Here is a 25,852-nt window from a genome sequence, read left to right on the forward strand (position 1 = left end):
GCGCCGCCGTGTCGCCGGCGCATAGAACGGATCGCCCTGCCGACAGGTCGTGGCTGAAAGGGCGGACATGCTTGAGATCGCGCGCAATATCCTCGCTCGCCGGGCTTCGGCGGAGCCTTGGGAAAACGTTTCCCCGGTCCGCGAGGAATTGTTCGGGATCGAGCGACTCGAGCAGCACGCCGAATCGCTTGCGGCCGCCCAGCCCATCGCCGAACGGCCGCCTTTCGTGCGGTCGCTTCGCGTGCGCCTGGGCGAGAACGCCGCCACGCTGCTCGCCGCCTACAAGGCGAGCGCAGCCGAGCTGGAGAGCGGGCGCGGCGTGACGCCGGCGGCCGAATGGCTGCTCGACAACTACCACCTCGTCGAAGACCAGATCCGCGAGATCCGGGAAGACCTGCCGCCGGGGTATTATCGCCAGCTCCCGAAACTCTCTGGGGGGCCGTTCACAGGCTACCCGCGTGTGTTCGGCATAGCATGGGCCTATGTCGCCCACACCGACAGCCATTTCGATCCGGAGATCCTGAAACGGTTCGTCGCGGCCTATCAGAGGGTCCAGCCGCTGACGATCGGCGAGCTCTGGGCGGTGGCGATCACGATCCGCATCGTCCTGATCGAGAACCTGCGTAGGCTCGCCGACCAGATCAGCGTCGCGCGCGCGGCCCGCGCCGACGCCGAGGCGCTCGCCAACCGGCTTCTCGCATCGGGCGGAGCGCGGTCCGCGCTCGACGCCGACATCGCCACGCGCCCCGAAGGTCCGGTCTCCGAACTGTTCGCAGCGCAGCTCGCCAAGCGTCTGCGCGACCAGGACCCGCGCACCAACCCTGCGCTCGAATGGCTCGAGCAGCGCTTGGCGCTGCAAGGCTCCTCGATCGAGGAGTCCGTTCGGCATGCGCAGATGCGACAGGGCGCCTCGAACGTCACGATCCGCAACGTCATCACCAGCATGCGCCTGATCTCGGACATCGACTGGGCGGAGCTATTCGAAAGCGTCAGCCTCGTGGACGAGAGGCTTCGGGACGCCAGCGACTTCGCGGCGATGGATTTCCCCACCCGCAATCTCTACCGCAGCGCGATCGAGCAACTCGCGCGCGGCTCGTCCGCGACAGAGCTCGAAGTTGCGGACGCAGCTCTCGCGGCCTCGCGGCTGGACCCTCCGACCGACATGGCCGGGGCCGAGCGCGTCCGCGATCCGGGCTACCATCTCATCGCCGAAGGGCGCCTTGCGCTCGAACGCGCGCTCGGCTTCCGTCCGTCGCCGCGGCTGTGGTTCAACCGCTTCGGCGTCAGCCTCGGCATCGGCGGTTACGTCGGTGCGATCCTTGCGCTGACGGCCGCGCTGCTCGGCGGCGTCGTCTGGGCGCTGGTCGCGGCAGGCGGCGGAGTGTTCTGGCCGATCGCGATCGCGCTGCTCGGCGTCATCCCCGCCACCGACGTCGCGACCGCGCTTGTCAACCGCGTGATCAGCTGGAGCTTTGGGGCGAACGCCCTGCCGGGGCTCGACCTGTCGACAGGCGTGCCATCCGAACTTCGGACGCTCGTCGCCATGCCGACGCTGCTGACCGGAGAGGCCGATCTCGCCGAGCAGATCGCGCGGCTCGAGGTGCACCATCTGGCCGGGGCCGGCGGCGATATCTCGTTCGCGCTCGTGATCGACGGCCTCGACTCCGACCGCGAGACCCTCGACGGCGACGCCGCGCTTCTCGCCATCGCCGAGGCGTCGATCGCGCGGCTGAACGCGACGCACGGGCCCGGCCCTGGCGGCGACCGCTTCCTGCTGCTTCATCGCCGCCGCGTCTTCAACGCGGTCGACGGCGTGTGGATGGGCTGGGAGCGCAAGCGCGGCAAGCTGCACGAGCTGAACCGGCTGCTGCGCGGCGCGACCGACACCACCTTTACGTCGACCAGCGGACGCGCGCCGTGGGTCCCCGCGGACGTCCGCTATGTCATCACGCTCGACGCAGACACGCGGCTGCCGCGCGACGCGGCGAGCCGCCTGATCGGCAAGATGGCCCATCCGCTGAACCGGCCGGGTTTCGACACGGTCGGACGGCGCGTCGTCGGCGGTTACGGCATTCTCCAGCCGCGCGTGACGCCCTCCCTGCCGATCGGCCGGGAAGGCTCAGCCTATCAGCGCGCCTTCTCCGCTCCCGGTGGCGTTGATCCCTATGCCGCCGCGATCTCGGACGTCTATCAGGACCTGTTCGGCGAAGGCTCGTACACGGGTAAGGGCATCTACGACGTCGACGCCTTCGAGGCGGCGCTCGCAGGCCGGATGCCCGACAACGCCATGCTGAGCCACGACCTGTTCGAAGGCATATTCGCACGAGCGGGTCTGGCCTCCGACGTCGAGGTTATCGAGGACTTCCCGTCCCGCTACGACGTCGCGGCGCGCCGGCAGCACCGTTGGACGCGCGGCGACTGGCAATTGCTGCCCTGGGTGCTGGGCGTGGGGCAGGGCCGCGCCGGTCTTCCCGCGGTCGGTCGCGGCAAGATGGTCGACAATCTCCGGCGCTCGCTCGTCGCGCCGGCCGCGATGGCGACGCTCGTCGCCTGCTGGCTCGCGCCGGCGCCGGTCGCCGCCTTGGGCGTCCTGTTCGTGCTGCTCGCGATCACGGTCCCGGCGGCGCTTCACCTGTTCTTCTCAGTCGTGCCGCGGCGATCCGGGATCCATCTCGGGGCTCACAACCGCGTGCTGTTCGGCGATCTCAAGCTCGCAGCGACGCAGATCGGGCTGACGCTCGCCTTCCTGCCCGACCAGGCGTGGCGGGGGCTCGACGCGATCGTGCGCACGCTCGACCGGGTGTTCCGCACGCGGCGCCTGCTGCTCGAATGGACCACCGCCGCGCAGTCGACCGCCGCGCCGCGACTGACGCTCGGCGGTTTTTACCGAATGATGGCGGGAGGGACCGGCCTCGGGCTCGGGCTCGCAGCGCTCTGCCTCGCGCTTGCGCCCTCGGCTTGGGCTTTGATCGTCCCATTCGCCATCGCATGGGGTCTTGCGCCTGCGATCGCGCTATGGGCGAGCCGCTCGCCGAGCGCGGCGTCCGATCTCGCCGTTTCTCCCGACGACGCGCGCGAACTGCGCTTGATCGCCCGCAGGACGTGGCGGTTCTTCGAGACCTTCGTGACGCCGGCCGACACCATGCTGCCGCCGGACAACTTTCAGGAAGACCCTCAGCCGATCATCGCCCGGCGGACCTCGCCGACGAACATTGGGCTTTACCTGCTGTCGGCGGTCGCGGCACGCGACTTCGGCTGGGCCGGCACGGCCGAGACCGTCGAGCGGCTCGAGGCGACCTTCGAGTCGCTGCGAAAGCTGCAGCGCCATCGCGGGCATTTCCTGAACTGGTACGGCACCGAGAACGGCGAGCCGCTCATCCCGGCCTATGTGTCGACCGTCGACAGCGGCAATCTCGCGGGCCACCTGATCGCGCTCGCCAACGCCTGCGAGGAATGGGCCGCCGAGCCCGTGGCGCCGTCCATCCGGCAGGGGCTCGCGGAAAATCTGGCGCTTGCCCGCAGCGCCCTCGCGACGCTTGTCCCGCGCAAGGACAGCCGGGGCCGCCAGATCGCCGCGATCCTCGACGAGATCGACGGCCAGCTGAACGGCGGCGTCGCGATCCCGAGACTCGCGCCGGTTCTCATGCGGCTGTCCGACAAGGTGCTGAAGGTCGCGCGCGACGTGCTGCCGCCGGCAGCGTCGGAGGGCGCGTCCGACTTCCAGTTCTGGATCAAGGCGTTCGCGCGCGGCGTCGCGGAGCACACGCGCGACGCAGCCGAACGCCCGACTTTCGCGCTCACGGAGCGGGCCGCGGCGATCGCGGCCGAGGCGCGCGCGACCGCGCTCGCAATGGACTTCGCGTTCCTGCTCGATCCGGAGCGCAAACTGTTCTCGATCGGCTACTCGCTGCCCGACAACCGGCTCGATCCGAGCTGCTATGACCTCCTCGCCTCCGAAGCCCGGCTTGCGAGCCTGTTCGCCATCGCCAAGGGCGACGCCCCGACCCGGCACTGGTTCCGCCTCGGCCGCACCGCGACCCCGATCGGCGGCGCGTCGGCGCTGATCTCGTGGTCGGGCTCGATGTTCGAGTATCTGATGCCGTCGCTCGTGATGCGGGCGCCGGCGGGCAGCCTGCTCGAGCAGACCAACCGCCTGATGGTGCGCCGCCAGCAGGACTACGGAAAATCGCTCGGTGTTCCATGGGGCGTCTCGGAATCGGCCTACAACGCCCGCGACCTCGAATTCACCTATCAATACTCGAACTTCGGCGTGCCGGGCCTCGGCCTCAAGCGGGGCCTTGCCGAGAACGCGGTGTTCGCGCCTTACGCGACCGCGCTCGCCGCGATGGTGGACCCGCAAGGCGCGCTTTCGAATTTCGCCCGCATGGCGGATATGGGCGCGCGCGGCCGCTACGGTTTCTATGAGGCGCTCGACTTCACCCGCTCGCGTCTGCCGGAAGGCGAGAGCGTCGCGATCGTCCGCAACTTCATGGCCCATCACCAGGGCATGACGATCGTGGCGCTTTCAAACGTCTTGCAGGACGGAAGGATGCGCGCGCGCTTCCACCGCGAGCCGATCATCCAGGCCTGCGATCTACTGATGCAGGAGCGCATGCCGCGCGACGTCGCGGTGCTCCAGGCGCGCGCCGAAGAGGTCAAGGCCTCGCCCGGCGAGGTCGCCGAAACCTCGGTCATGCGGCACGTGACGCCGTCGACGGGCGGAGCTCCGGTGACCCATGTGCTGTCGAACGGCCGCTACGCCGTCATGCTGACCGCGGAGGGCGCCGGCTACAGCCGCTGGCGCGATCTCGCGGTCACCCGTTGGCGCGGCGACGCCACCCGCGACGATTTAGGCTCGTTCGTCACCCTGCGCGACCTCGCGAACGGCCGGGTCTGGTCGGCCGCGGCGCAACCGATCGGCGCGGCGGCCGATCATCAGGAGGTCGTGTTCGGCGAGGATCAGGCGAGCTTAATCCGCCGCGACGGACCGCTCAGCACGACCATGGAGGTCATCGTCTCGGGCGAGGTCGACGCCGAAGTCCGGCGCGTCACGCTGACGAACGCCGGCCGAACCGCCTTCGAGATCGAACTGACCTCCTATTCCGAGATCGTGCTCGCTCCACCCGCCGCCGACGCCGCGCATCCGGCATTCGCAAAACTCTTCGTCGTGACCGAGCATCTGCCGGAATTCGGCGCGCTGGTGGCGACCCGCCGCCCGCGCGCGAACGGCGAGGTCTCGCCCTGCGCGGCGCATTTCGCAGTGGTCGAGGGCGGCGAGTCCGCCGCTCCGGAATACGAGACCGACCGCGCGAAATTCCTAGGGCGCAGCCTGGCGCCCGCAGCGGCCTTCGCGGGCAATGCGGCCCTGCCGCTCTCCAATACCGTCGGGACCGTGCTCGACCCGGTGTTCTCAATCCGGCGCCGTGTGACGGTTCCGGCCGGCGGCCGCGTGCGCGTCGCGTTCTGGACCGTGGTCGCGACATCGCGCGAGGACCTGCTTGACCTCGTCGACGCCCACCACGACCGCAACGCCTTCGACCGGGCCAAGACGCTCGCCTGGACGCAGGCGCAGGTGCAGCTTCGCCATCTCGACGTGACCGCGGAAGAGGCCGCCGACTTCCAGCGGCTCGCAGCGCCGCTGCTCTATCCGGACGCGCGCTTCCGGGCGGCCTCCGACGTCATCGTCCGCGGCGCGGGACCGCAATCGGGGCTCTGGCCCTATTCGATCTCCGGCGACCTGCCCATCGTGTTGCTGCGGATCGACGACATCGAGGACATGGACCAGGTCCGTCAGTTGCTGCGCGCCCATGAATACTGGCGGATGAAGCGGATCTCGGTCGATCTCGTCATCGTCAACGAGCACGCTTCGTCCTACCTGCAAGACCTGCAGATCGCGATCGACACCGCGGTGCGCTCAAGCCAGTCGCGGCCGCGTCTCGGCGACGCGCCGGCGCAAGGCGCGGTCTACACCTTGCGCGCCGACCTGCTGCCGATCGAAGCCCGCAACCTGCTGCTCTCCGTTGCGCGCGTCGTGCTCGTCGCCCGCCGCGGCCCGATTGGGGCCCAGATGGCGCGCCTGTCCGCGCTCGCCCCCTTTGCCGCGCCGACGCCGCGCAAGACGCCAAAGGCGAAGAGCACCGAGTCGCAGCGCGCCGCGGCGATGGCAGGCCTCGAGTTCTTCAACGGGCTCGGAGGCTTCGGCGACGACGGCCGAGAATATGTCGTCGTGCTCGACGGCGGCCGCACGACCCCCGCGCCTTGGATCAACGTGATCGCCAATCCCGCCTTCGGCTTCCAGGTCTCGGCCGGCGGCAGCGGCTCGACATGGTCGGAGAACAGCCGAGAGAACCAGCTGACGCCGTGGTCGAACGACCCGGTGATGGATCCGGCCGGAGAGGCGATCTACGTCCGCGACGAGGAGACAGGCGATGTCTGGACCCCGACCGCGCAGCCGATCTGCGACGGCGGGCTCTACGTCGCGCGCCACCGCTTCGGATCGAGCCGCTTCGAGCACGAGGCGAACGGCGTCGCGCTTGAGCTGACGCAGTTTGTCCCCGTGGCGGACCCAGTCAAAATCTCGCGGCTGACGCTGCGCAACACATCGGAGCGTCCGCGCCGGCTGTCGGTCACAGCCTTCGCCGAATGGGTTTTGGGGACTGCCCGCGGCGCTTCCGCGCCGTTCGTGACGACGGAGGTCGATCCAAACACCGGAGCTTTGTTCGCCCGCAACCCCTCGGGCTCGGCGTTCTCCGGCCGGGTCGCGTTCGCCGATCTCCTCGGACGACAGACCAGCTGGACAGCCGACCGCACGGAGTTCCTCGGCCGCAACGGCGGGCCGGACGCGCCGGCCGCGTTGCTTCGGAAAACGCCGCTCTCCGGCGCGGCCGGGGCCGGGCTGGACCCCTGCGCGGCGCTCTCGACCGAAATCGCGCTCGGCGTCGGCGAGAGCGTCGAGATCGTCTGGCTCATCGGCCAGTGCCGCTCCGAAGAGGACGCCCGCGTGCTCATCCTGCGCACGCGTGACGCAGACCTCGACGCCGTGCTGGCGGAGGTTTCCGAGAGCTGGAAGGCGCGGCTCGGCGCAGTCCAGGTCCGCACGCCGGACCGCGCGATGGACATCATGCTCAACGGCTGGCTGCTCTATCAGGCGCTCGGCTGCCGCATCTGGGCGCGTTCGGGCTTCTATCAGGCGAGCGGCGCCTACGGCTTCCGTGATCAGATGCAGGACGGCATGGCGCTGTCGCTGATCGATCCGGCCGAAACGCGCAGCCATCTGATGCGCGCCGCGAGCCGCCAGTTCCCGGAAGGCGACGTGCAGCATTGGTGGTTGCCGCACTCCGGCCAGGGCGTTCGCACGCGCATCTCCGACGACCGGGTTTGGCTGGCCTACGCCGCCGCCACCTATGTCGCGACCTCGGGCGACGTGGCGGTTCTCGACGAGGAGGCTGGGTTCCTCGACGGCCCGCTGCTGAAGCCCGGCGAGCACGACGCCTTCTTCCAGCCGATGGAGTCAGCCGAGAGCGCTTCGCTGTTCGAGCACTGCGCTCGCGGCCTCGACCAGTGTGTCGGGCTCACCGGCCCACATGGCCTGCCGCTGATGGGCACGGGCGACTGGAACGACGGCATGAACCGTGTGGGCGAAGGCGGCCAGGGCGAGAGCGTCTGGCTCGGCTGGCTGTTCATCCGAACCGTCGCCTTGTTCGCGCCGCTCGCCGAGCCGCGCGACCCGGAGCGCGCCGGCCGCTGGCGGGCGCACGCCAAAAGCATCCGGGCCGCGATCGAGCGCAAGGCTTGGGACGGCGCATGGTATCGCCGCGCGACCTTCGACGATGGGACATGGCTCGGCTCAAAAGACAGCGACGAGTGCCGCATCGACCAGATCGCGCAATCCTGGGCGGTGCTGTCCGGCGCCGCAGACCCTGAGCGCGCCGCCCGCGCCATGGCTTCGGTCGACGAGCGGCTGATCCGGCGTGACGATGGGATCGCGGTGCTGTTCACGCCGCCCTTCGTCTCGACCCCGCACGACCCCGGCTACATCAAGGGTTATCCGGCGGGCCTGCGCGAGAACGGCGGGCAGTATTCGCACGCCGCGATGTGGTCGATCCTCGCCTTCGCCAAGCTCGGCGACGGGGCCAGGGCGCACGACCTGTTCGACTTGCTGAACCCCATCAACCACGCGCTCGATGGCGCCGCGGCCGAGCGCTACAAGGTCGAGCCCTATGTTGTGGCGGCCGACGTCTATTCCGCGCCCCCGCATGTCGGGCGCGGCGGCTGGACCTGGTACACGGGCTCCGCCGCCTGGATGCACCGCGCCGGTCTCGAAGGCATTCTGGGCGTCACCCGCGAGGGCGCGCACCTGCGCGTCGCGCCCGTGATCCCGCCGTCATGGCCGGGCTTCGAGGCGACGCTTACGGTCGAGGGGACGGTCTGCCGGATCCGGGTTGAGCGTCGTCTAGCGGACGACGACGAGGCTCCGCGGTCTACGCTCGATGGCCGACCGCTCGATCCGGCGGCTGAAGGCGCGCGGATCCCGCTGGATGCGCGAGAGCACGAGCTGACCATCACCCTGGCCGGGTCTGGATGCAGATCGCCCCACCTCTGAGGCGGCTTTTCGGCACGGCTCGTTCCGACCGCCGCTATTCCGACGCCTCTTTCTGACAGGCTGCATCGATGACCAAGACCAACTTGTCCCCCGCGGCCTCCAGCGTCGCCAACCTCTCGATATCGGCGGACTCCGAGCTTCTCGCCAAGCTCGACGGCTGGATCGCGGCCCATGTCGACCCGATGTCGCGCGAAGAGGCGGCGCGGGCGTTGCTCGCAGCGGCATTGTCGGGAGTGAAAACGACCAAACGTCGACGGCCCGTATCTGGTCCCGTCGACGCCCCGATGGTTCGAGCCGGACGCAAGATGAAGGCCGCAAGCGATTGCGCCGGCACTTTCGAAAGCGGCAATCGCTGACGAACCGGGCAGTTGGCCAATAAGCCACCCTACATAACGTCCGCTTTGGGTCAAAGTCGGCGGTTGGGCCTTCTAGCCGTTGCGCCATTCTGTCGTCTTTGCGCCGCCTTGACGCTCTGGTGCCAGAAAAGACTTCACTTCCTTCGCGACCAGAGCGTTGGTGTCGTCGTGGCGAACGAGGACGCAACGATGTCGCGGAAGCTAGCGAAGGCCTGCCTGAGGTCGATGTTTGAGCGTGTGGCCGAGTGCGGGGACCAGGCGCGCGCGGCGAGAGAGCTTCTGGCGCTCGGACGCCTCGATGAGGCGATGACCATCGCTTGCGAGATCGAGCCATTGCTCTACGAGGCGAACCACCCCATGCAGAGCGCGAGCCTTCTGAGGCGCGAGGGCAGGGGGCGCTAGCACTCCGCCGCGGCCCTGAGTTGAGGCAGCTTGGATAAACCTCGCCCCGCGATTGCGGGGTCGTGTCGGTGGCGGCGACAGGCCGTCGGCAACCGCGGAGGTTTTCTTATGTCGAGCGCAGCTCCTTCCCCAAGCACCCGCCTGAGCGACGCTCAGCTCGTGATGCTGTCCGCGGCCTCCCAACGGAAGGATGCCCTGGTCGTCCTTTCCGACCCGGCGGCCTCCTCGCGGACGGTGGCAGCCCTGATCCGACGTGGTCTGCTGGCCGAGGTCCCGGTTGCTCGCCGGCAGCCGTCCTGGCGGCAGGATGCGAGCGGTCCGGTCGGGCTGCAGATCACGAAGGCCGGTTTCGCCGCGCTCCGGCTCGATAAGGAGCCGCCTGCGCTGGTGCAAACGCTGACGAGCGGCTCTTCGAGTGTCGCTGCGGCGGTGCGCGCGGGCACCAAGCAGGCGGCGGTGGTGGAGCTTCTGACGCGTGATCAAGGCGCGACCTTGCGCGAGCTCGCTGCTGCGATGGGCTGGCTGCCGCATACGACCCGAGCGGCGCTGACCGGCCTCCGTCGGCGCGGCTACGCGGTCGCATCGTCGACGATGCCCAGCGGTGAGCGGTCCTACCGCATCGCTCAGGCGGCCGCCTGATGGCGCGTCAAACGCGTGAGCGCATCGAGGTCGAAGTCGCCCGGCTGGGAGACCTCGACCTCGCCGTGCTGCAGGCGCGATGGCGAAGCGTGACGGGGAAGGCGGCGCCGGCCGCGGTGTCGAAGGGCCTGCTGCTCCGGATGCTGGCCTATCGCGTGCAGGCCGACGCGCTGGGCGATCTCGACGCCGACACGGCGCGCTTCCTGGATCGCGTCGCTTCGAGCCCGACCACGGCGGCCGTCCCGCTGCCTGACCGCGAGCGGATCGGCGGCGGAGGCGTTCTGGTGCGCGAGTGGGAGGGCGTCATCCACCGCGTGATAGCGTTGAAGGACGGCTACGCCTGGAACGGCGGGACCTATCGCAGCCTGTCTGAGGTCGCCCGCGCTATCACCGGCGTGCGCTGGAACGGTCCGCGGTTCTTCGGGCTGCGGGACAAGGGGAGGGCGGGGTGAGCCGTCCTGCCCCGACCATCCGGCGCTGCGCGGTCTACACCCGCGTCTCGACCGACCATCGGCTGGAGCAGGACTTCAACTCGCTCGACGCCCAGCGGGAAGCGGCCGAGGCTTACGTGCGCAGCCAGGCCGGGGAGGGCTGGAAGCTCGTCAAAGGCGGCGTGTTCTCAGACGGCGGCTTCTCCGGCGGCTCGATGGAGCGTCCGGCGCTGCAGCGGCTGCTGGAACTGGTGCGATCGCGCGGGGTGGACGTCATCGTCGTCTACAAGGTCGACCGTCTGACCCGGTCGCTCGCGGACTTCGCCAAGCTCGTCGAGCTGTTCGACGCCAGCGGCGTGTCGTTCGTGTCGGTGACGCAGTCCTTCAACACAACGACCAGCATGGGTCGGCTGACGCTCAACATGCTGCTGTCGTTTGCACAGTTCGAGCGTGAGGTTACGGGCGAACGCATTCGCGACAAGATCGCGGCGTCGAAGAAGCGCGGGATCTGGGTCGGCGGCGTCGTGCCGCTCGGCTACCGCGTCCAGGCAAAGAAGCTCCAGATCGACGAGGCGGAAGCCGCGACCGTTCGGCTGATCTTCGAGCGCTACCTCGCGCTCGGATCGCTCTCCGCGCTGCAGGGAGAGCTGAGAGAGCGGGGGATAGTCACGCGGACCCGCACTCTCGCATCCGGGGCTACGGCCGGCGGTGTCCCGCTGACAAACGGCCCTCTTGCTCATCTGCTGGCGAACCGGGTCTACCTCGGGGAGATCAACCACAAGGGACGCAGCTATCCCGGGGAGCATCCGGCGATCGTGGACCCAAAACTGTTCGAGGCGGTGCAGACAAGGATCGCCGCCAACCGCAGCGGCCGGATAACGACCCGTTCGGCCTCGGGCGCGCTGCTGCTCGGAAGGCTGTTCGACGATCGCGGGCATCCGATGACGCCGAGCGCGACGAACCGGAAGGGCGTGGTCTATCGCTACTACGTCTCATCGGTGATCGCGCAGGGCAGGGGCGCCGAGGCGGGATCGGTGAAGCGCATCTCGGCGCCGCAGATCGAGCAAGCGATCCTCGCCGCCATGCGGCTGAGGGACATTGCGGGCCTCGACGACAAGGCGCTGGTCGCGGAGCATCTGGGCCGCGCGATCCTTTCCACGGGTGAGATCGAACTTACGCTCCTCGACGGCGATGTGATTCGATTGCCGTCGCCGCGCCGGACGAGCGGCCGGCAGATCCTCGCCACCTCCGACGCGACCGCGCGCCCCCTGAAAGCCGAGGCCCGCGCAGTTTTGTTGCGGTGGATCGCGCTCGGCCGGAAGTGGATCGGGGAGCTCAGCCGCTCCTCCGCGCTCGACCTTGATCAGCTGGCGCAGCGCCATGGCTGCACGAAGCGCCACGCGGAGCGGATGATCGGCTACGCTTTCCTTGCTCCTGACATCGTCACGGCCATCGCGGAGGGCCGCCTGCCGCGCGGCGTCACCGCGAGCGCGCTTGCGGAGGCGCCGATGCTTTGGTCGGAGCAATGGCGGACGATCGGGCTCGAACAGCCCGATCGCTGAAGCAGCGACTCTTTTCCACCTCGAATCGACGAAGCCGCCGGCCCACGATCCCGGCGTCTCTGCGTCTGCACGGCCGCTGAGAAGCTTATGGCGATGGCGTCATCAACCGTCCCGTACGACATGGCTTTGCGGCGGCGGAGACAGGCGCGAGGAAAGGTCCCGAAAGCGCGAATCAAGCCGAACAGAGACGCGCTCAGGTCAAGCAGGCTGAGCTAAGTCGCGGACAGTCCGCAGACATTGCCGCGGGCGTCAGAACGGGGAGTTTTCAGGAAGTGATTGGTGGAGCCAGGCGGAATCGAACCGCCGACCTCTTGAATGCCATTCAAGCGCTCTCCCAACTGAGCTATGGCCCCACCGGGGTGCGGCCTCCGTGATCCGGCGCTGTTGGGAACAGGCGCGCCGGGGAGGCCGGACAGTCACGCCTTCGCGGGGAAGGCGCTTCGCCCCGAATCTCGGCGATCCGGGGAAGGTTGCGGCCCCGGCGAGCCGGGGCGGCGCATCTCAAATCACGTTTCGGGGCGGCGTTCAAGCCTCCTCGTCTTTCTCCCGATCGCCGATGATTTCGGTGACGTCGTCGTTCGGGTCCTCGTCGTCCTCGAGGAACGGTTCGGCGTCGGCGTCGTCGTCCGAATCGACGTCCACGTCAACATCCACGTCGTCGCCGTCCTCGTCGCCGGACGACTTCGTCCCGCCGGTCGCCTCGTCGTCGGCGTCCTCCAGGGAGATGGTGTCGGCGTCGTCGACGGCCTCGTCGTCCTCGTCCTTCTTCGGACGCTGGGCGGCTTTCTCCGCGGCGACGCGCGAGACCTTCACGACGGGCTCGAACGCCGACGCCGGATAGGCCACGCCGGTGTACGGCGAAACGATCGGATCTTTGTTCAGGTCGTAGAACTTGCGCCCTGTCTCCGGGCACACGCGCTTGACGCCGAGTTCAGGCTTCCCCAAGGCGTTCATCCCATCTTTCGCGAAACGAGGCGGTGGATTGACGTGGGCGGACCGGGCTGTCAAGAGCCAATGCGCGCCGTCCGGCCCCGCCGCCCGGTTCGCATGGCCGGCTCCGCCGCGCCCGCGGCCCGCGGCCCGCGCCATGAAACGTCTCGTTCCCCGGGGTCCGCCCACCGTGTCCTCCGCCGCCATATCCCGTCCCGCAACGGCCCGTCGCGCCGGGCCGTTGTCCGGCCGCGTCCGCGCGCCCGGCGACAAGTCGATCTCGCATCGCGCGCTCATTCTCGGGCTGCTCGCGGTCGGCGAAACACGCATCGAGGGCCTCCTGGAGGGCGAGGACGTGCTCGCCACCGCCCGCGCGGCGGAGGCGCTCGGCGCCGAGGTGGAGCGGCTGGGCGAAGGGAGCTGGCGCGTGCGCGGCGTCGGCGTGGGCGGCCTGCGCGCTCCGGCGACGGCGCTCGACTTCGGCAACGCGGGCACCGGCTCGCGGTTGATGATGGGGGTCGTGGCCGGGCACCCGATCGAGGCGTCTTTCGACGGCGACGCTTCGCTGCGCTCGCGGCCCATGCGGCGCATCCTCGATCCGCTCGCCCTGATGGGCGCGACGGTCGTCGACGCCTCCGAGGGCGGCCGGCTGCCGCTGACGCTGAAGGGACCGGAGCGCGCGCTGCCGATCACCTATGAGACGCCGGTGCCGTCCGCGCAGGTGAAGTCCGCGGTGCTGCTCGCGGGCCTCAACGCGCCGGGCGTGACCACGGTCGTCGAACGCGAGGCGACGCGCGACCACACCGAGCGCATGCTGCGCGCCTTCGGCGCCGAGGTGACCGTCGAGCCTCACGGCGCCCATGGCCGGGAGATCAGGCTCGTCGGCCAGCCCGAGCTGAGGCCGGCGCAGGTCCGGGTGCCGGCCGATCCGTCTTCGGCGGCGTTTCCGCTGGTCGCGGCGCTGATCGCGCCGGGCTCGGAGGTGACGCTGGAGGGGGTGATGACCAACCCGCTCAGGACCGGCCTCGTGACCACTCTTCAGGAGATGGGCGCCGACATTTCGCTTGAAAACGTTCGCGAGGACGGCGGCGACGAGGTCGCCGATCTCGTCGTGCGCGCCGGCCCTCTGAAGGGGGTCGACGTGCCGCCGGAGCGCGCGCCGACCATGATCGACGAGTATCCGATCCTCGCGGTCGCCGCCGCCTTCGCCGAGGGTGAGACGCGGATGCGCGGGCTGCACGAACTGACCGTCAAGGAGAGCGACCGCCTCGCCGCGGTTTACGCCGGCCTCGTCGCGAATGGGGTCGAGGCCCGCATCGAGGGCGACGACCTCATCGTCCGTGGCGGCGGAGGCCGCGCGCCGGGCGGGGCGGCTGGAGTCGCGACCCATCTCGACCACCGCATCGCGATGAGCTTCCTGGTGATGGGGCTCGCCGCGGAGCGGCCGGTGACAGTGGACGACGCCACCATGATCGCGACCAGCTTCCCGACCTTCTTCGACCTCATGGGCGGGCTCGGCGGCGACCTCGAGGTCGCGCCGTGATCATCGCGATCGACGGCCCGGCGGCGTCCGGCAAGGGCACGCTCGGACGCCGCATCGCCGCCCATTACGGGCTACGCCATCTCGACACCGGCCTCCTCTACCGGGCGGTCGCGCTGAAGCTGATCCACCGCGACATGCTCGACGACGCCGACGCCGGCGCGGAGGAGGCCCGCACGCTCGATCCCGCCTTCCTCGCCGATCCCATGCTGCGGAGCGAGGCGGCGGGCGCGGGCGCCTCGATCGTTTCGGTCTATCCGCAGGTTCGTCAGGCGCTGCTCGAGTTCCAGCGCCGGTTCGCGTCCGAAGCGCCGGGCGCCGTGCTCGACGGCCGGGACATCGGCACGGTGATCTGCCCGGACGCCGACGCCAAGCTGTTCGTCATCGCCTCCGCCGAGGAGCGCGCCCGGCGGCGCGCGCTGGAGCTCCGCGGCCGCGGTGAGGACGTCGACGAAGAGGCGATCCTCGCCGACATCCGCGCCCGCGACCATCGCGACATGAGCCGGGCCAACGCGCCGCTCAAAGCCGCGGACGACGCGGTGACGCTCGACACCACGGCGCTCGACGCCGACGCCGCCTTCGCAGCCGCGGTCGCGATCGTCGACCGCCTCGTCGCGAGGGCGCGAACCGCCTGACATCCTCGCGACCCGCGTTGCGCGCGAGGGGGCGATCTGCTAACGAGCCGCGATCCGTAAAGGCGTCACGGCGTTGGAGCGGCCCTCGTCCACGAGCGGCTGTCGCGCAAGGCGCATTACGGACGGGCTCCCCGGCCGCATCCGTCCCGGCGCCGGCCCGCCTCATCCTTCGGGAGAGGCGCGCAACCGGACAGCGGCGGCCCGGAAGCCGATCGTCAACACCAAAGCCGGCGCTGTAAGCCCGAAAACGGGCGGGAGACTTCATGAACGCCACTGCCGCAGCCGCACCTTCGCGCGAAGATTTCGCCGCGCTGCTTGAAGAATCCTTCGCGACCGCAGACGTCGCCGAAGGTTCGGTCGTCAAGGGAACCATCACCGCGATCGAGAAGGACATGGCCGTCATCGACGTCGGCCTGAAGACCGAGGGCCGCGTCGCGGTCAAGGAGTTCACCGGCCACGGCCGCGAGAACCCGCTCAAGGTCGGCGACGTCGTCGAGGTCTATCTGGAGCGCGTCGAGAACGCGCTCGGCGAAGCCGTGCTGTCGCGCGACAAGGCGCGCCGCGAGGAGAGCTGGGTCAAGCTCGAGCAGGCCTTCAACGACAACCAGAAGGTCGAAGGCGTCATCTTCAACCAGGTCAAGGGCGGCTTCACGGTCGACCTCGAGGGCGCGACCGCGTTTCTGCCGCGCAGCCAGGTCGACATCCGCCCGGTGCGCGACGTCGGCCCGCTCATGGGCACGCCGCAGCCGTTCCAGATCCTCAAGATGGATCGCCGCCGCGGCAACATCGTCGTGTCGCGCCGCACCGTGCTTGAAGAGTCCCGCGCCGAGATGCGCCAGGAGCTGGTCCAGAACCTCGAAGAGGGCCAGGTCATCGAGGGCGTCGTCAAGAACATCACCGATTACGGCGCGTTCGTGGACCTCGGCGGCATCGACGGCCTGCTGCATGTGACCGACATCGCGTGGCGCCGCGTCAATCACCCGACCGAGCTGCTCCAGATCGGGCAGCAGGTGAAGGTGAAGATCATCAAGATCAACCACGAGACCCACCGCATCTCGCTCGGCATGAAGCAGCTTCTCGCCGATCCGTGGCAGGGCATCGAGGCCAAGTACCCGGCGGGCGTGAAGTTCACCGGCCGCGTGACCAACATCACCGACTACGGCGCCTTCGTGGAGCTGGAGCCGGGCATCGAGGGCCTGATCCACGTCTCCGAGATGTCGTGGACCAAGAAGAACGTCCACCCGGGCAAGATCGTCGCCACTTCGCAGGAAGTGGAAGTGATGGTGCTTGAGGTCGATCCGGTGAAGCGCCGCATCTCGCTCGGCCTGAAGCAGACCATGCAGAATCCGTGGGAAGCTTTCGTCGAGAAGTATCCGGTCGGCTCCGAGGTCGAGGGCGAGGTCAAGAACAAGACCGAGTTCGGTCTGTTCCTGGGCCTCGACGGCGACGTCGACGGCATGGTCCACCTCTCGGACCTCGACTGGAACCGTCCGGGCGAGCAGGTCATCGACGAGTTCAAGAAGGGCGACATCGTGCGCGCCCAGGTTCTCGACGTCGACGTCGAGAAGGAGCGCATCTCGCTCGGCGTGAAGCAGCTCGGCGGCGATCCGTTCGTGGACTCGGGCGAGATCCGCAAGAACTCGGTCGTCACCTGCGAGGTGATCGAGGTCAAGGAAGGCGGCCTGGAGGTCAAGATCCAGGACACCGACCTGACGGCCTTCATCCGCCGCGCCGATCTCGCCCGCGATCGCGCCGACCAGCGTCCGGAGCGTTTCGCCGTCGGCGAGAAGTTCGACGCCCGCATCACGCAGTTCGACAAGAAGGCCCACAAGGTCTCCGTGTCGATCAAGGCGCTCGAGATCGCCGAAGAGAAGGAGGCCGTCGCGCAGTACGGCTCGTCCGACAGCGGCGCCTCGCTCGGCGACATCCTCGGGGCCGCGCTCAAGCGCCGCGACGCCGAGAGCGACGACTGACACGACCCGCGCTCCTCTCTGCGGCCTGCCCGCGGAGAGGATAGCGTTCACACCTGATCCGAAGCCCGCGCGGGAGTTCCGCGCGGGCTTTCGTCGTGTTAGGCCTGTCGGCCCACCGCGCGCCGGTGGTCGCAGATATGACGCCCTGAAGACGGACCGACGCCGATGGCCCTCGACACCGAAGCAATTCTCGAGCGGCGCTCGCTTCGGCGTAGACTGGCGTTCTGGCGAGTCGGCGCCGTCGCGATCCTCGGCGTCGCGGTCGTGGCCTTCGCGCTCGGACGCGGCGGCGACGGCAAGCCGGGCCCCCGCGAGCCCCATATCGCCAAGGTCGAGCTCTCGGGCGTGATCATGGGCGACGACAAGCGCGACAAGCTTCTGAAGGACCTCGAGAAGAGCGAGGCCCGCGGCGTGCTGCTGATGATCAACAGTCCGGGCGGGGGCGTAACGGCGTCCGAGGACATTTACGACGCGGTCCGGAAGATCGCCGAGAAGCGACCCGTCGTCGCGGTCGTCGAGACCATGGCGGCGTCGGGCGGCTACATCGCGGCGCTCGCCGCCGACCGCATCGTCGCCCGCCAGACGTCGATCACCGGCTCGATCGGCGTGCTGGCGCAATATCCGAACTTCACCGGCCTGCTGGAGAAGCTCGGGGTCCAGGTCGAGTCGGTGAAGTCGAGCCCGCTGAAGGCGGCGCCGAGCGGCGTCGAGCCGACGAGCCCGGAAGCGCGCAAGGCGCTCGAAGCCCTGATCCTCGACAGCTACGACTGGTTCAAGGCGATCGTGGCCGATCGACGCAAGCTCGACGGGACGGCGCTCGCGACGGTCGTCGACGGGCGCGTCTTCACCGGCCGCCAGGCGATCGGACTGAAACTCGTCGACGAACTCGGCGGCGAGGCCGAAGCGATCGCCTGGCTCAAGACCCAGGGCGTGGATTCCGATCTGCCGGTCCGCGAATGGAAGCCGAAAACGGACGGTCTGGAGCGGCTGGGCCTCGCAAGGGCCTCGGCGGCCTGGGCGGCGGAGGCGCTTGGACTTCCGAGCGTCGCCAACGCGATCCGGAACGCTTATGCGGGTGAGGGGCGCGTCCTTGACGGTCTGCTCGCCATCTGGCAACCTGCCCAAGAATAAATCATATTTTACTTATACTTAGGGGTAATGCGCCGCCTCGGAAGGCGGCGCGGGAGGGGCCTCAATGATCAAGTCCGAGCTAGTGGCGAGGATCGCGAGCGTTAATCCGCACCTCTACCAGCGCGATGTCGAGAACATCGTGAACGCGATCCTCGACGAGATCGTCGACGCGCTCGCGCGTGGCGACCGGGTCGAACTGCGCGGTTTCGGCGCCTTCTCGGTGAAGGCGAGGCCGGCGCGCGTCGGCCGGAACCCGCGCACCGGCGAGCACGTTCCGGTCGACGGCAAGGTGGTTCCGTTCTTCAAGACGGGGAAGGAGATGCGCGTGCGCCTCAACAAGGACGATCCCGAAGCGGCGGCCGCGGAAGCCTCCGCATGACCCTGCGCCGTCTCCTGGCCGGCCTTGTCGGCGTTCCGCTCGCGCTGTTCCTCGTGCTGTTCGCCGTGGCGAATCGGCAGTCCGTGCAGATCGGATTCGACCCGTTCTCGCCCGACGCCCCGGCGCTGGCCGTCAACCTGCCGCTGTTCGCCGTGATTCTTCTCGCCGTCATGCTCGGCGTGGTGGTCGGCGGCGTCGCCTCCTGGGCGCGCCAGGGCAAGTGGCGCAAGGAGGCCCGGTCCAAGCGCGCCGAGGTCGCCCGGCTCGAGACCGAGACCGAACGCGCCCGTCGTGACGCCGCGGCCGCGCGCAACGCCGTCGCCGCGCTGCCCGCGCCGAAACGCGCCGCCTGAGACCGGGCCGCCGGTTTCATTCGGCCGGCGGTCTGGCGTCGCGCGGCCGGCGCCGATAGTCTGGAGCCTCTCCAAACTGGAGGAGGGGCGCCATGATCTTCCTGCTGCTCGGGCTCGCGCTTTTCCTCGGCGGGCACATCTTCACCCGCGCGCGCGGCCGTCGGGCCGCGCTCATCGCGCGGCTGGGCGAGGGCGGGTACAAGGGGTTTTACTCGCTGGTGTCGGCGGCCGGGCTCGCGCTCGTCGTCTATGGCTACGCGACCGCGCCCTTCGTTCCGCTCTGGACGCCCCCGGCCTGGACGCGGCACATCCCCATCACGCTGATGCTGCCGGCCTTCATCCTGCTGGTGGCGGCCTACCTGCCCGGTCACATCCGCGCGAAGGCCAAGCATCCCATGCTCGCGGCGCTGAAGCTGTGGGCGGCCGGCCATCTCGCTGCGAACGGCGATCTCGCGAGCGTCCTGCTGTTCGGCGGCTTCCTCGCCTACGGCGTCGTCGCCCGCATCCTGATCAAGCGCGAGGCGCGGGCCCATGGCGAGCCGGCGCGCGGCCCGGCGGACGGGCGCAACGACGTCGTAGCGGTGGCGCTGGGGGCGGTCGTCTACGCGCTGTTCGGCGTGTTCCTGCACCCGATCCTGATCGGCGTTCCCGCCTTCACGTTCTAGGACCGGCGTGACGCAAAGGGTTTGCGGCGGCGGCGCCCCGTCGCTATGGTGCGCGCCGCTTGCGGGGCGCGTGATCCCGGCTCGCAAAGTCCCCGCATGACGACTGGATTCGCATAAGAGCCGATGACCGACATCTTCCATGAAGTGCAGGAGGACCTGCGTCGCGAGCGGCTGCAGAAGCTCTGGACCCGGTTCGGCGGGCTGATCGTCGCGGTCGCCGTGCTGCTTGTGGCCGCCGTCGGCGGATGGCGGGGCTACGAGTATTGGCAGGCGCGGCAGGCCGAAGCCGCGGGCGATCGATATCAGGCCGCCGCTCGGCTGGCCGAGGAGGGCAAGGCGGATGAAGCCAAGGCCGCCTTCGCCGAGCTCGCCGCGAACGCGCCGGCGGGCTATCAGGCGCTGGCGCGGCTGCGCGAAGCCGCCGAGGTGGTGAAGTCCGACCCCGCCGCGGCGCTGAAGCTTTACGAGGCGGTGGCGAACGATTCCGCGGCCGACGCACTGCTGCGGGATGCGGCGCGGGTGCGCGCCGGCTATGTCGCCGTCGACCACGCGTCGCGCGACGAGGTTCGGAAGCTGGTCGAGCCTCTCGCCGTCGACAATAGCCCGTGGCGCCAGGCCGCGCGTGAGGTGCTGGGCCTCGCCGCCTACAAGGCCGGCGATTTCGTGGACGCCCGCCGCCAGTTCGAGGCGCTCGCCTCCGATCCGGAAACCGCCCAGGGCGCGCGGCAGCGCGCCGACCTGATGCTGTCGGTGATGCCGGCCGCCGAGGCCGCGCCTGCGAAGTAGGTTCGCGCAAAGCCGTGTATGTACGATCCAACCGGGGAAAAGATTCAGTGACCGAGCGCTCCAGACTGCTTCTCCGTCTCGCTGTGGTGGCGTCGCTCGCGGGCGCGCTTGGCGGCTGCGAGTCGATCTCGAACCTCAATCCGTTCGGCGAGAAGGAAACTCCGTTGCCGGGCGAACGTCGGCCGGTTCAGCCGGTCGCGCCGCAGCCGCCGGCCACGGTGCCGCAGCCTCTGTCGTAACCGCCTGACGGCCGATCCCCGGCCGCCCGCGGAACGGGCGCCGGGAGGGCGTCGACACGTGACCGAACAAACGCCGCCCGCTTACCCGCTGCCGCTCGTCGCCATCGTCGGCCGGCCAAACGTGGGCAAATCCACGCTGTTCAACCGGCTTGTCGGCAAGCGGCTGGCGCTTGTCGACGACCGCCCGGGCGTGACCCGCGACCGTCGCGAGGGCGAAGGCCGCCTCGGCGACCTGACCTTCCGCATCGTCGACACCGCCGGGCTCGAAAGCGCGGCCGAAGGCTCGCTCGAGGCGCGCATGCGTCAGCAGACCGAGGCCGCGATCGATGAGGCGGACGTCGTCCTGTTCATGACGGACGCCCGCGCCGGCGTGACCGCCGACGACATCCGGTTCGCCGATCTCGTCCGGCGCGCCCATCGCCCGGTGATCCTGCTCGCCAACAAGGCGGAGAGCCGCGCCGGCGTCGCCGGATCCTACGAGGCCTATTCTCTCGGGCTCGGCGATCCGCTTCCGGTCTCCGCCGAGCATGGCGAGGGGCTTGGCGAGCTCTACGACGCCCTGCGGCCGTTCTTTCCGGAGCCCTCTGACGACGACGAGGACGAGCCGGGCGAGGACGCGCCGCTGCGGATCGCGATCGTCGGCCGTCCGAACGCGGGCAAGTCGACGCTCGTCAACCGGCTCGTCGGCTCGGAGCGCATGCTGACCGGGCCCGAGGCCGGCATCACCCGCGATTCGGTCTCGATCGACTGGGAGTGGAACGACCGTCGGGTGCGGCTCGTCGACACCGCGGGGCTCCGGCGCAAGGCGCGGGTGACGGACAAGCTCGAAAAGCTGTCGGTCGCCGACGCCATTCGCTCGATCAAGTTCGCCGAGGTCGTGGTCGTGCTGCTCGACGCGACCATGCCGTTCGAGAAGCAGGACCTGTCGATCGCCGACCTCGTGGCGCGCGAGGGGAGGGCGCTGGTGGTCGCCCTCAACAAATGGGATCTGGTCGAGAATCGCGGCCAGGCGCTGAAGGACCATCGCGAGGCGCTCGACCGTCTGCTGCCGCAGGTGAAGGGCGCGCAGCTCGTCGCGCTGTCCGGCCAGACCGGGGAGGGCGTCGAGCGGCTGATGCAGGCGGTGGCGACCGCGCATGAGGTCTGGAACCGCCGCGTCTCCACCGCGGCGCTCAACCGCTGGCTGGAGGGCGTGCTGGAGCGGCACCCGCCGCCCGCGGTCGCGGGCAAGCGCATCAAGCTGCGCTACGCCACCCAGCCGAAGGCCCGGCCGCCGTTCTTCGTCATTTTCGGGACCCGCACCGAGGAACTGCCGGATTCGTACGTCCGCTACCTCGTCAACGGTCTGCGCGAGACCTTCGACCTGCCTGGCGCGCCGATCCGGCTGACCTTCCGCACGCCGGACAACCCCTACGACAAGGGCTGAAGGCGCCGTGTCGAAGCGCACGCCGGCCGAGCGGGCGCAGCGGCTGATCCGGCCGCTGACCGACCTGCTGACGCGCCGGCGGGTGGCGGCGCCGTCACGGACGAGCGCGGAACGGCCCGGCCTGCGGGCTGCGGCCTTCGGCTTCTCGACCTACAACATCGGCGACGACATCCAGTCCTACGCGGCGCTGGCGCGGCTGCCGCGGCTCGATGCGTTGATCGCGCGCGACCGCATGGCGATCGAGGCGCTCGACGGCCCGCATCTTGCGATCTTCAATTCCTGGTTCAAGCAGGGCCAGGACTACCGGACGCCGCACCCGTCGATCGAGCCCGCGCTGTTCGGCTTCGCGCTCGGCGCCGACAAGTTGCTGACGAGCGCGTGGAAGCCATGGCTTGCGGCGCGAGACCCCATCGGCGCCAGGGATCTCGACAGCGCCGAGCTCCTGCGCGCGACAGGCTTGGCCGCGGACTGGGTCGGGTGCCTGACGCTGTTCATTGGGCGTGGCCTGCCGCCGGTCCCGGAGGATCAGCGGCGCGGCGTGTTGATCGTCGATCTGCCGGATGAGGCGATCGCGGCCCATGTGCCGGCGCGCCTCCGCGAGGGTGCGGAGGTGATCAGCAACTTCCTGCCGCCGTTGACGCAGGGAGATCCGCTGATGCGCTATGCGGCGCTCGCCCGTCTGCTGGAGCGGCTGCGGACCGCGCGGCTGGTGATCACCCGCCGGCTGCATGTGGCGCTGCCCTGCGTCGGCTTCGGCACGCCCGTCGTCGCGCTGCCGGACCGCGGCATATCGAACGCGTTGCGGCGGTTCAGCGGCTTTCGCGATTTCGTCCCCACGGCGTTTCTCGATGATCCCGCGTCTCTCGCCGCGATCGACTGGGACGAGGTGCGCCCGGCCGTGATTCCCGAGCCGCTGGTCCGGGCGGCCGATCGGCTCGAGAGCGACCTTGCCGCGCGCTTCGGCATGGCGGCGCCGCAGCTCAAGGCGCCGCTCTACGACGGGCGGCCGCTGACGCTGCGCAATCCCGGCCTTGGGCCGGAGCCGATGACGGTGACGCTTTCCATGCGCGGCGTCCGGCGCGCATGCCGGGCGGACTGGTGGTCGACCGAGGCGATCGAACTTGAACTGCCTTGGTTCTCAGGCGTCGAGCGCATGATGCTGGACGTGTCCGTCACGCCGCGGCGGAGCGGCGCCGTCCGCCGGATCGGCGCGCTGCCGGACCTGCTGCTGCGCTGACGCGCCGTCACGCCGGCGCGTGGAAGCTCTGCAGGCTGTCGGTCGGGAAGTCGTAGAGCTTGCCTGTCTCGGTCCACTCAGGGCGGCAGAGCGCCACGATCTTCGGAGCGAGGTCCTCCGGCGTCTTCAGGGTCGCCGGATCTTCGCCGGGCATGGCGCGGGCGCGCATGGCGGTACGCAGCGGGCCGGGACTGACCAGGGTCACCCGCACCGGCGTATTGGTCCGGGTTTCGGCTGCGTAGGAGCGGGCGAGCGCCTCCACGCCGGCCTTGGTGACGGCGTAGGGGCCCCAGTAGGCGCGGTCCTTGTGCACGACGCTCGAGGTCAGGAACACGGCGCGCCCGGCGTCCGAGAGCCGCAGCAGCGGGTCGAGCGAGCGGATCAGGCGCCAATTCGCGGTTAAGTTGACCGCAATCGTCTTGTCCCAGTCCTTCGGCTCCACATGGCCGAGCGGCGAGAGCGGCCCGAGCTGGCCGGCGTTGGCCACCAGGATGTCGAGCTTGCCGAAGCGCTGGTAGAGCGCCGCGCCAAGGCGGTCGATGGCGTCGTAGTCGTCGATGGCGAAAGGAGCGAGCGTGGCGGACCCGCCGACGGCCTTGATGGCGTCATCGAGCTCTTCGAGCCCGCCCTGCGTCCGCGCGGTCGCGACCACATGGGCGCCGGCCTCGGCGAGGGCGAGGGCGGCGGCCTTGCCGATGCCGCGGGAGGCGCCGGTCACGACCGCGACGCGGCCGGCGAGAGGCTTTTCAGTCGACATGTCGTGCGGGGTCCGTCTGCGTATGCGCGGGTTGCGGACCGGGACGTGACGTCTCCCGACCGGCGAGCCCGGACCCCTTACCGCAAAGGCGCGCCGAAAGACACTGTGGCCGGCGGCTTCAGGACGGAGAAGCCGGTCGTCAGCTCGCCTCGGCGATCAGCGAGAGCTGGCGCGGGGTCTCGCCCGAACGATCGGTGAGCAGGGTCGGATAATCGCCGGTGAAGCAGTGGTCGGCGAACTGCGGGCGCAGGTCGTCGCGGCCGTCATAGCCCATGGCGCGGTAGAGCCCGTCGACCGAGAGGAAGGCGAGGCTGTCCGCCCCGATCAGCTCTCGCATCTGCTCCAGCGTGTGGGTCGCGGCGAGCAGTTTCTCCCGTTCCGGCGTGTCGATGCCGTAATAGTCGGAGTACAGGATCGGCGGGCAGGCGAGGCGGAAATGCACCTCCTTGGCGCCCGCGTCGTACATCATCTTCACGATCTTTTTCGACGTGGTGCCGCGCACCAGGCTGTCGTCGACCAGCACGACGCGCTTGCCCTCGATCTGGCTGCGGTTGGCGCTGTGCTTCATGCGCACGCCGAGCTCACGCACGCCTTGGGTCGGCTGGATGAAGGTGCGGCCGACATAGTGGTTGCGGATGATGCCGAGCTCGAACGGCACCCCGCTCTCGCGCGACAGGCCGATTGCGGCGGGAACGCCGGAATCCGGCACCGGCACGACGACGTCGGCGTTGGGCATCGATTCGCGCGCGAGCTCCATGCCCATGCGCTTGCGCACCTCGTAGACCGACTGGCCCTGAACCACGCTGTCCGGCCGGGCGAAGTAGACGAACTCGAACACGCAGGGGCGCATCGGCTGCGGCGGGAACGGGCGCAGCGACTGCACGCCCTCGTCGGTGATGATGACGACTTCGCCGTTCTCGATGTCGCGGATGTACTTCGCGCCGATGATATCGAGCGCGCAGGTCTCGGAGGTCAGGATGTGGCAGCCGTCCAGCTCGCCCAGGATCAGCGGGCGGATGCCGAGCGGATCGCGCGCGCCGATCATCTTCTTGGTCGTCAGGGCGACGAGGGCGTAGGCGCCCTCGATCTCGCGCAGCGCGTTGACGAAGCGGTCGACGATGCGCGGGCGGCGGCTCTGGGCGACGAGGTGCAGGATGACCTCGGTGTCGGAGGTCGACTGGCAGATGGCGCCCGCCTTCACCAGCTCACGGCGCAGCGTCAGCGCGTTGGTGAGGTTGCCGTTGTGCGCGACGGCGAGGCCGCCGGCGTCGAGCTCCGCGAACAGCGGCTGGACGTTGCGGAGGATGGTCTCGCCGGTGGTCGAGTAGCGGTTGTGGCCGATGGCGGCGCGGCCGGGCAGGCGGCCGATGGTCTTGGCGTCGGAGAAGTGATCGCCGACGAGGCCGAGGCGTTTCTCGGCGTGGAAGCGGCCGCCGTCGAAGGAGACGATGCCCGCCGCCTCCTGGCCGCGGTGCTGAAGGGCGTGCAGGCCAAGCGCGGTGAGCGCCGCGGCGTCCGGGTGGCCGAAGACGCCGAAGACGCCGCATTCCTCACGCAGCCGGTCGGCGTAAGGATCGAAAACGTCTTCGACGGCGTCCGGCGCACGCTGGGCGTCGGCGCGCGCGATGCTGGGCTCGCTCATGGTCCGTCTCCCGGAGGCGATTCCGCCGCCTCCACGCCGGCCGCGCGACCCGCGCGGCGATCTCACTGGTTCGGCCGGGCGTCCCGGTCGAGCAGGTTCTGTATCCCCTGCCTATCCTGCCGCGACGGCGCCGGCGAAGGCGTCTCCTCCGGCGGAGGCGCCGCGTC

Annotated in this window: 19 protein-coding genes and 1 tRNA gene; 16 read left to right on the top strand and 4 right to left on the bottom strand. The window is 69.7% G+C overall.

What is annotated here, in order from left to right:
- Window positions 1-67 precede the first annotated feature (67 nt).
- The 5 genes from ACFSCV_RS06305 to ACFSCV_RS06325 all read left to right on the top strand — a co-directional run bounded on the left by ACFSCV_RS06305 (window position 68) and on the right by ACFSCV_RS06325 (window position 11,992).
- Window positions 68-8,602 carry a glycoside hydrolase family 94 protein gene (locus ACFSCV_RS06305; RefSeq protein ID WP_378798083.1) on the top strand — a complete coding sequence of 2,845 codons (8,535 nt, stop codon included), beginning with the start codon at window positions 68-70 and terminating at the stop codon, window positions 8,600-8,602.
- A gap of 68 nt (window positions 8,603-8,670) precedes the next feature.
- Entirely contained in the window at window positions 8,671-8,958 is a 288-nt protein-coding gene (locus ACFSCV_RS06310; protein ID WP_378798085.1) for a hypothetical protein, read from the top strand.
- A gap of 510 nt (window positions 8,959-9,468) precedes the next feature.
- Window positions 9,469-9,999 carry a DUF3489 domain-containing protein gene (locus tag ACFSCV_RS06315; RefSeq protein WP_378798087.1) on the top strand — a complete coding sequence of 177 codons (531 nt, stop codon included), beginning with the start codon at window positions 9,469-9,471 and terminating at the stop codon, window positions 9,997-9,999.
- Window positions 9,999-10,451 (top strand): DUF2924 domain-containing protein, encoded by a 453-nt coding sequence (locus ACFSCV_RS06320; RefSeq protein WP_378798089.1) that lies wholly within the window; start codon window positions 9,999-10,001, stop codon window positions 10,449-10,451. Before ACFSCV_RS06315 ends, ACFSCV_RS06320 begins: the two co-directional genes overlap by 1 nt.
- Window positions 10,448-11,992: a recombinase family protein gene (locus ACFSCV_RS06325; protein WP_378798091.1), complete on the top strand. Its 1,545-nt coding sequence runs from the start codon at window positions 10,448-10,450 to the stop codon at window positions 11,990-11,992. Before ACFSCV_RS06320 ends, ACFSCV_RS06325 begins: the two co-directional genes overlap by 4 nt.
- Before the next feature lie 277 nt (window positions 11,993-12,269).
- Here the strand turns inward: ACFSCV_RS06325 and ACFSCV_RS06330 are convergent.
- Window positions 12,270-12,345: transfer RNA gene (locus ACFSCV_RS06330), tRNA-Ala, on the bottom strand.
- Window positions 12,346-12,517: 172 nt separating this feature from the next.
- Window positions 12,518-12,946, bottom strand: coding sequence for a TIGR02300 family protein (locus tag ACFSCV_RS06335; RefSeq protein ID WP_378798093.1), 429 nt, complete (start codon window positions 12,944-12,946; stop codon window positions 12,518-12,520).
- 166 nt (window positions 12,947-13,112) lie between these two features.
- Here ACFSCV_RS06335 and aroA point away from each other — a divergent pair, with 166 nt between their 5' ends.
- The 11 genes from aroA (at window position 13,113) to ACFSCV_RS06390 (ending at window position 23,286) form a co-directional block, all read left to right on the top strand.
- Complete coding sequence (gene aroA, locus ACFSCV_RS06340) at window positions 13,113-14,465, top strand: 3-phosphoshikimate 1-carboxyvinyltransferase (RefSeq protein ID WP_378798816.1); 1,353 nt, start codon at window positions 13,113-13,115, stop codon at window positions 14,463-14,465.
- Window positions 14,462-15,097 (top strand): (d)CMP kinase, encoded by a 636-nt coding sequence (gene cmk / locus ACFSCV_RS06345; RefSeq protein WP_378798095.1) that lies wholly within the window; start codon window positions 14,462-14,464, stop codon window positions 15,095-15,097. The genes aroA and cmk overlap by 4 nt, the downstream gene beginning before the upstream one ends.
- Window positions 15,098-15,360: 263 nt before the next feature.
- Window positions 15,361-17,070 carry a 30S ribosomal protein S1 gene (rpsA, locus tag ACFSCV_RS06350; RefSeq protein ID WP_378798097.1) on the top strand — a complete coding sequence of 570 codons (1,710 nt, stop codon included), beginning with the start codon at window positions 15,361-15,363 and terminating at the stop codon, window positions 17,068-17,070.
- Window positions 17,071-17,235: 165 nt separating this feature from the next.
- Entirely contained in the window at window positions 17,236-18,201 is a 966-nt protein-coding gene (gene sppA / locus ACFSCV_RS06355; protein ID WP_378798099.1) for a signal peptide peptidase SppA, read from the top strand.
- A gap of 64 nt (window positions 18,202-18,265) precedes the next feature.
- Window positions 18,266-18,580 (top strand): integration host factor subunit beta, encoded by a 315-nt coding sequence (gene ihfB, locus ACFSCV_RS06360; RefSeq protein ID WP_378798101.1) that lies wholly within the window; start codon window positions 18,266-18,268, stop codon window positions 18,578-18,580.
- The gene (locus ACFSCV_RS06365) at window positions 18,577-18,933 is read left to right on the top strand and encodes a lipopolysaccharide assembly protein LapA domain-containing protein (RefSeq protein ID WP_378798103.1); all 357 of its coding nucleotides are present in this window, start codon (window positions 18,577-18,579) and stop codon (window positions 18,931-18,933) included. Before ihfB ends, ACFSCV_RS06365 begins: the two co-directional genes overlap by 4 nt.
- Before the next feature lie 92 nt (window positions 18,934-19,025).
- Window positions 19,026-19,598, top strand: a complete 573-nt coding sequence (locus ACFSCV_RS06370; RefSeq protein ID WP_378798105.1) for an NnrU family protein — start codon at window positions 19,026-19,028, stop codon at window positions 19,596-19,598.
- Window positions 19,599-19,721: 123 nt separating this feature from the next.
- Window positions 19,722-20,384: a tetratricopeptide repeat protein gene (locus ACFSCV_RS06375; RefSeq protein ID WP_378798107.1), complete on the top strand. Its 663-nt coding sequence runs from the start codon at window positions 19,722-19,724 to the stop codon at window positions 20,382-20,384.
- Window positions 20,385-20,431: 47 nt separating this feature from the next.
- Complete coding sequence (locus tag ACFSCV_RS06380; RefSeq protein WP_378798109.1) at window positions 20,432-20,623, top strand: hypothetical protein; 192 nt, start codon at window positions 20,432-20,434, stop codon at window positions 20,621-20,623.
- A 58-nt stretch (window positions 20,624-20,681) separates the two neighbouring features.
- Window positions 20,682-22,049, top strand: coding sequence for a ribosome biogenesis GTPase Der (gene der / locus ACFSCV_RS06385; protein WP_378798111.1), 1,368 nt, complete (start codon window positions 20,682-20,684; stop codon window positions 22,047-22,049).
- Between the two features lie 7 nt (window positions 22,050-22,056).
- Entirely contained in the window at window positions 22,057-23,286 is a 1,230-nt protein-coding gene (locus tag ACFSCV_RS06390; protein WP_378798113.1) for a polysaccharide pyruvyl transferase family protein, read from the top strand.
- 7 nt (window positions 23,287-23,293) lie between these two features.
- On the opposite strand, the gene ACFSCV_RS06395 is transcribed toward ACFSCV_RS06390, so the two are convergent.
- The gene (locus tag ACFSCV_RS06395) at window positions 23,294-24,043 is read right to left on the bottom strand and encodes an SDR family NAD(P)-dependent oxidoreductase (protein ID WP_378798115.1); all 750 of its coding nucleotides are present in this window, start codon (window positions 24,041-24,043) and stop codon (window positions 23,294-23,296) included.
- Between the two features lie 139 nt (window positions 24,044-24,182).
- Window positions 24,183-25,685 (bottom strand): amidophosphoribosyltransferase, encoded by a 1,503-nt coding sequence (gene purF, locus ACFSCV_RS06400; RefSeq protein ID WP_378798117.1) that lies wholly within the window; start codon window positions 25,683-25,685, stop codon window positions 24,183-24,185.
- Window positions 25,686-25,852 lie beyond the last annotated feature (167 nt).

This window comes from Methylopila henanensis (assembly GCF_042681025.1).
GTDB classification, from domain to species: Bacteria; Pseudomonadota; Alphaproteobacteria; order Rhizobiales; family Methylopilaceae; genus Methylopila; species Methylopila henanensis.

Excerpts from the sequence above, each read along its gene's own strand:
- ACFSCV_RS06370 (WP_378798105.1), top strand. The coding sequence starts at position 19,026 with ATGATCTTCCTGCTGCTCGGGCTCGCGCTTTTCCTCGGCGGGCACATC.
- ACFSCV_RS06305 (WP_378798083.1), top strand. The coding sequence starts at position 68 with ATGCTTGAGATCGCGCGCAATATCCTCGCTCGCCGGGCTTCGGCGGAG.
- ACFSCV_RS06310 (WP_378798085.1), top strand. The coding sequence starts at position 8,671 with ATGACCAAGACCAACTTGTCCCCCGCGGCCTCCAGCGTCGCCAACCTC.
- ACFSCV_RS06335 (WP_378798093.1), bottom strand. The coding sequence starts at position 12,946 with ATGAACGCCTTGGGGAAGCCTGAACTCGGCGTCAAGCGCGTGTGCCCG.
- ACFSCV_RS06375 (WP_378798107.1), top strand. The coding sequence starts at position 19,722 with ATGACCGACATCTTCCATGAAGTGCAGGAGGACCTGCGTCGCGAGCGG.
- ACFSCV_RS06315 (WP_378798087.1), top strand. The coding sequence starts at position 9,469 with ATGTCGAGCGCAGCTCCTTCCCCAAGCACCCGCCTGAGCGACGCTCAG.
- ACFSCV_RS06320 (WP_378798089.1), top strand. The coding sequence starts at position 9,999 with ATGGCGCGTCAAACGCGTGAGCGCATCGAGGTCGAAGTCGCCCGGCTG.
- sppA (WP_378798099.1), top strand. The coding sequence starts at position 17,236 with ATGGCCCTCGACACCGAAGCAATTCTCGAGCGGCGCTCGCTTCGGCGT.
- ihfB (WP_378798101.1), top strand. The coding sequence starts at position 18,266 with ATGATCAAGTCCGAGCTAGTGGCGAGGATCGCGAGCGTTAATCCGCAC.
- ACFSCV_RS06365 (WP_378798103.1), top strand. The coding sequence starts at position 18,577 with ATGACCCTGCGCCGTCTCCTGGCCGGCCTTGTCGGCGTTCCGCTCGCG.
- purF (WP_378798117.1), bottom strand. The coding sequence starts at position 25,685 with ATGAGCGAGCCCAGCATCGCGCGCGCCGACGCCCAGCGTGCGCCGGAC.
- ACFSCV_RS06395 (WP_378798115.1), bottom strand. The coding sequence starts at position 24,043 with ATGTCGACTGAAAAGCCTCTCGCCGGCCGCGTCGCGGTCGTGACCGGC.
- rpsA (WP_378798097.1), top strand. The coding sequence starts at position 15,361 with ATGAACGCCACTGCCGCAGCCGCACCTTCGCGCGAAGATTTCGCCGCG.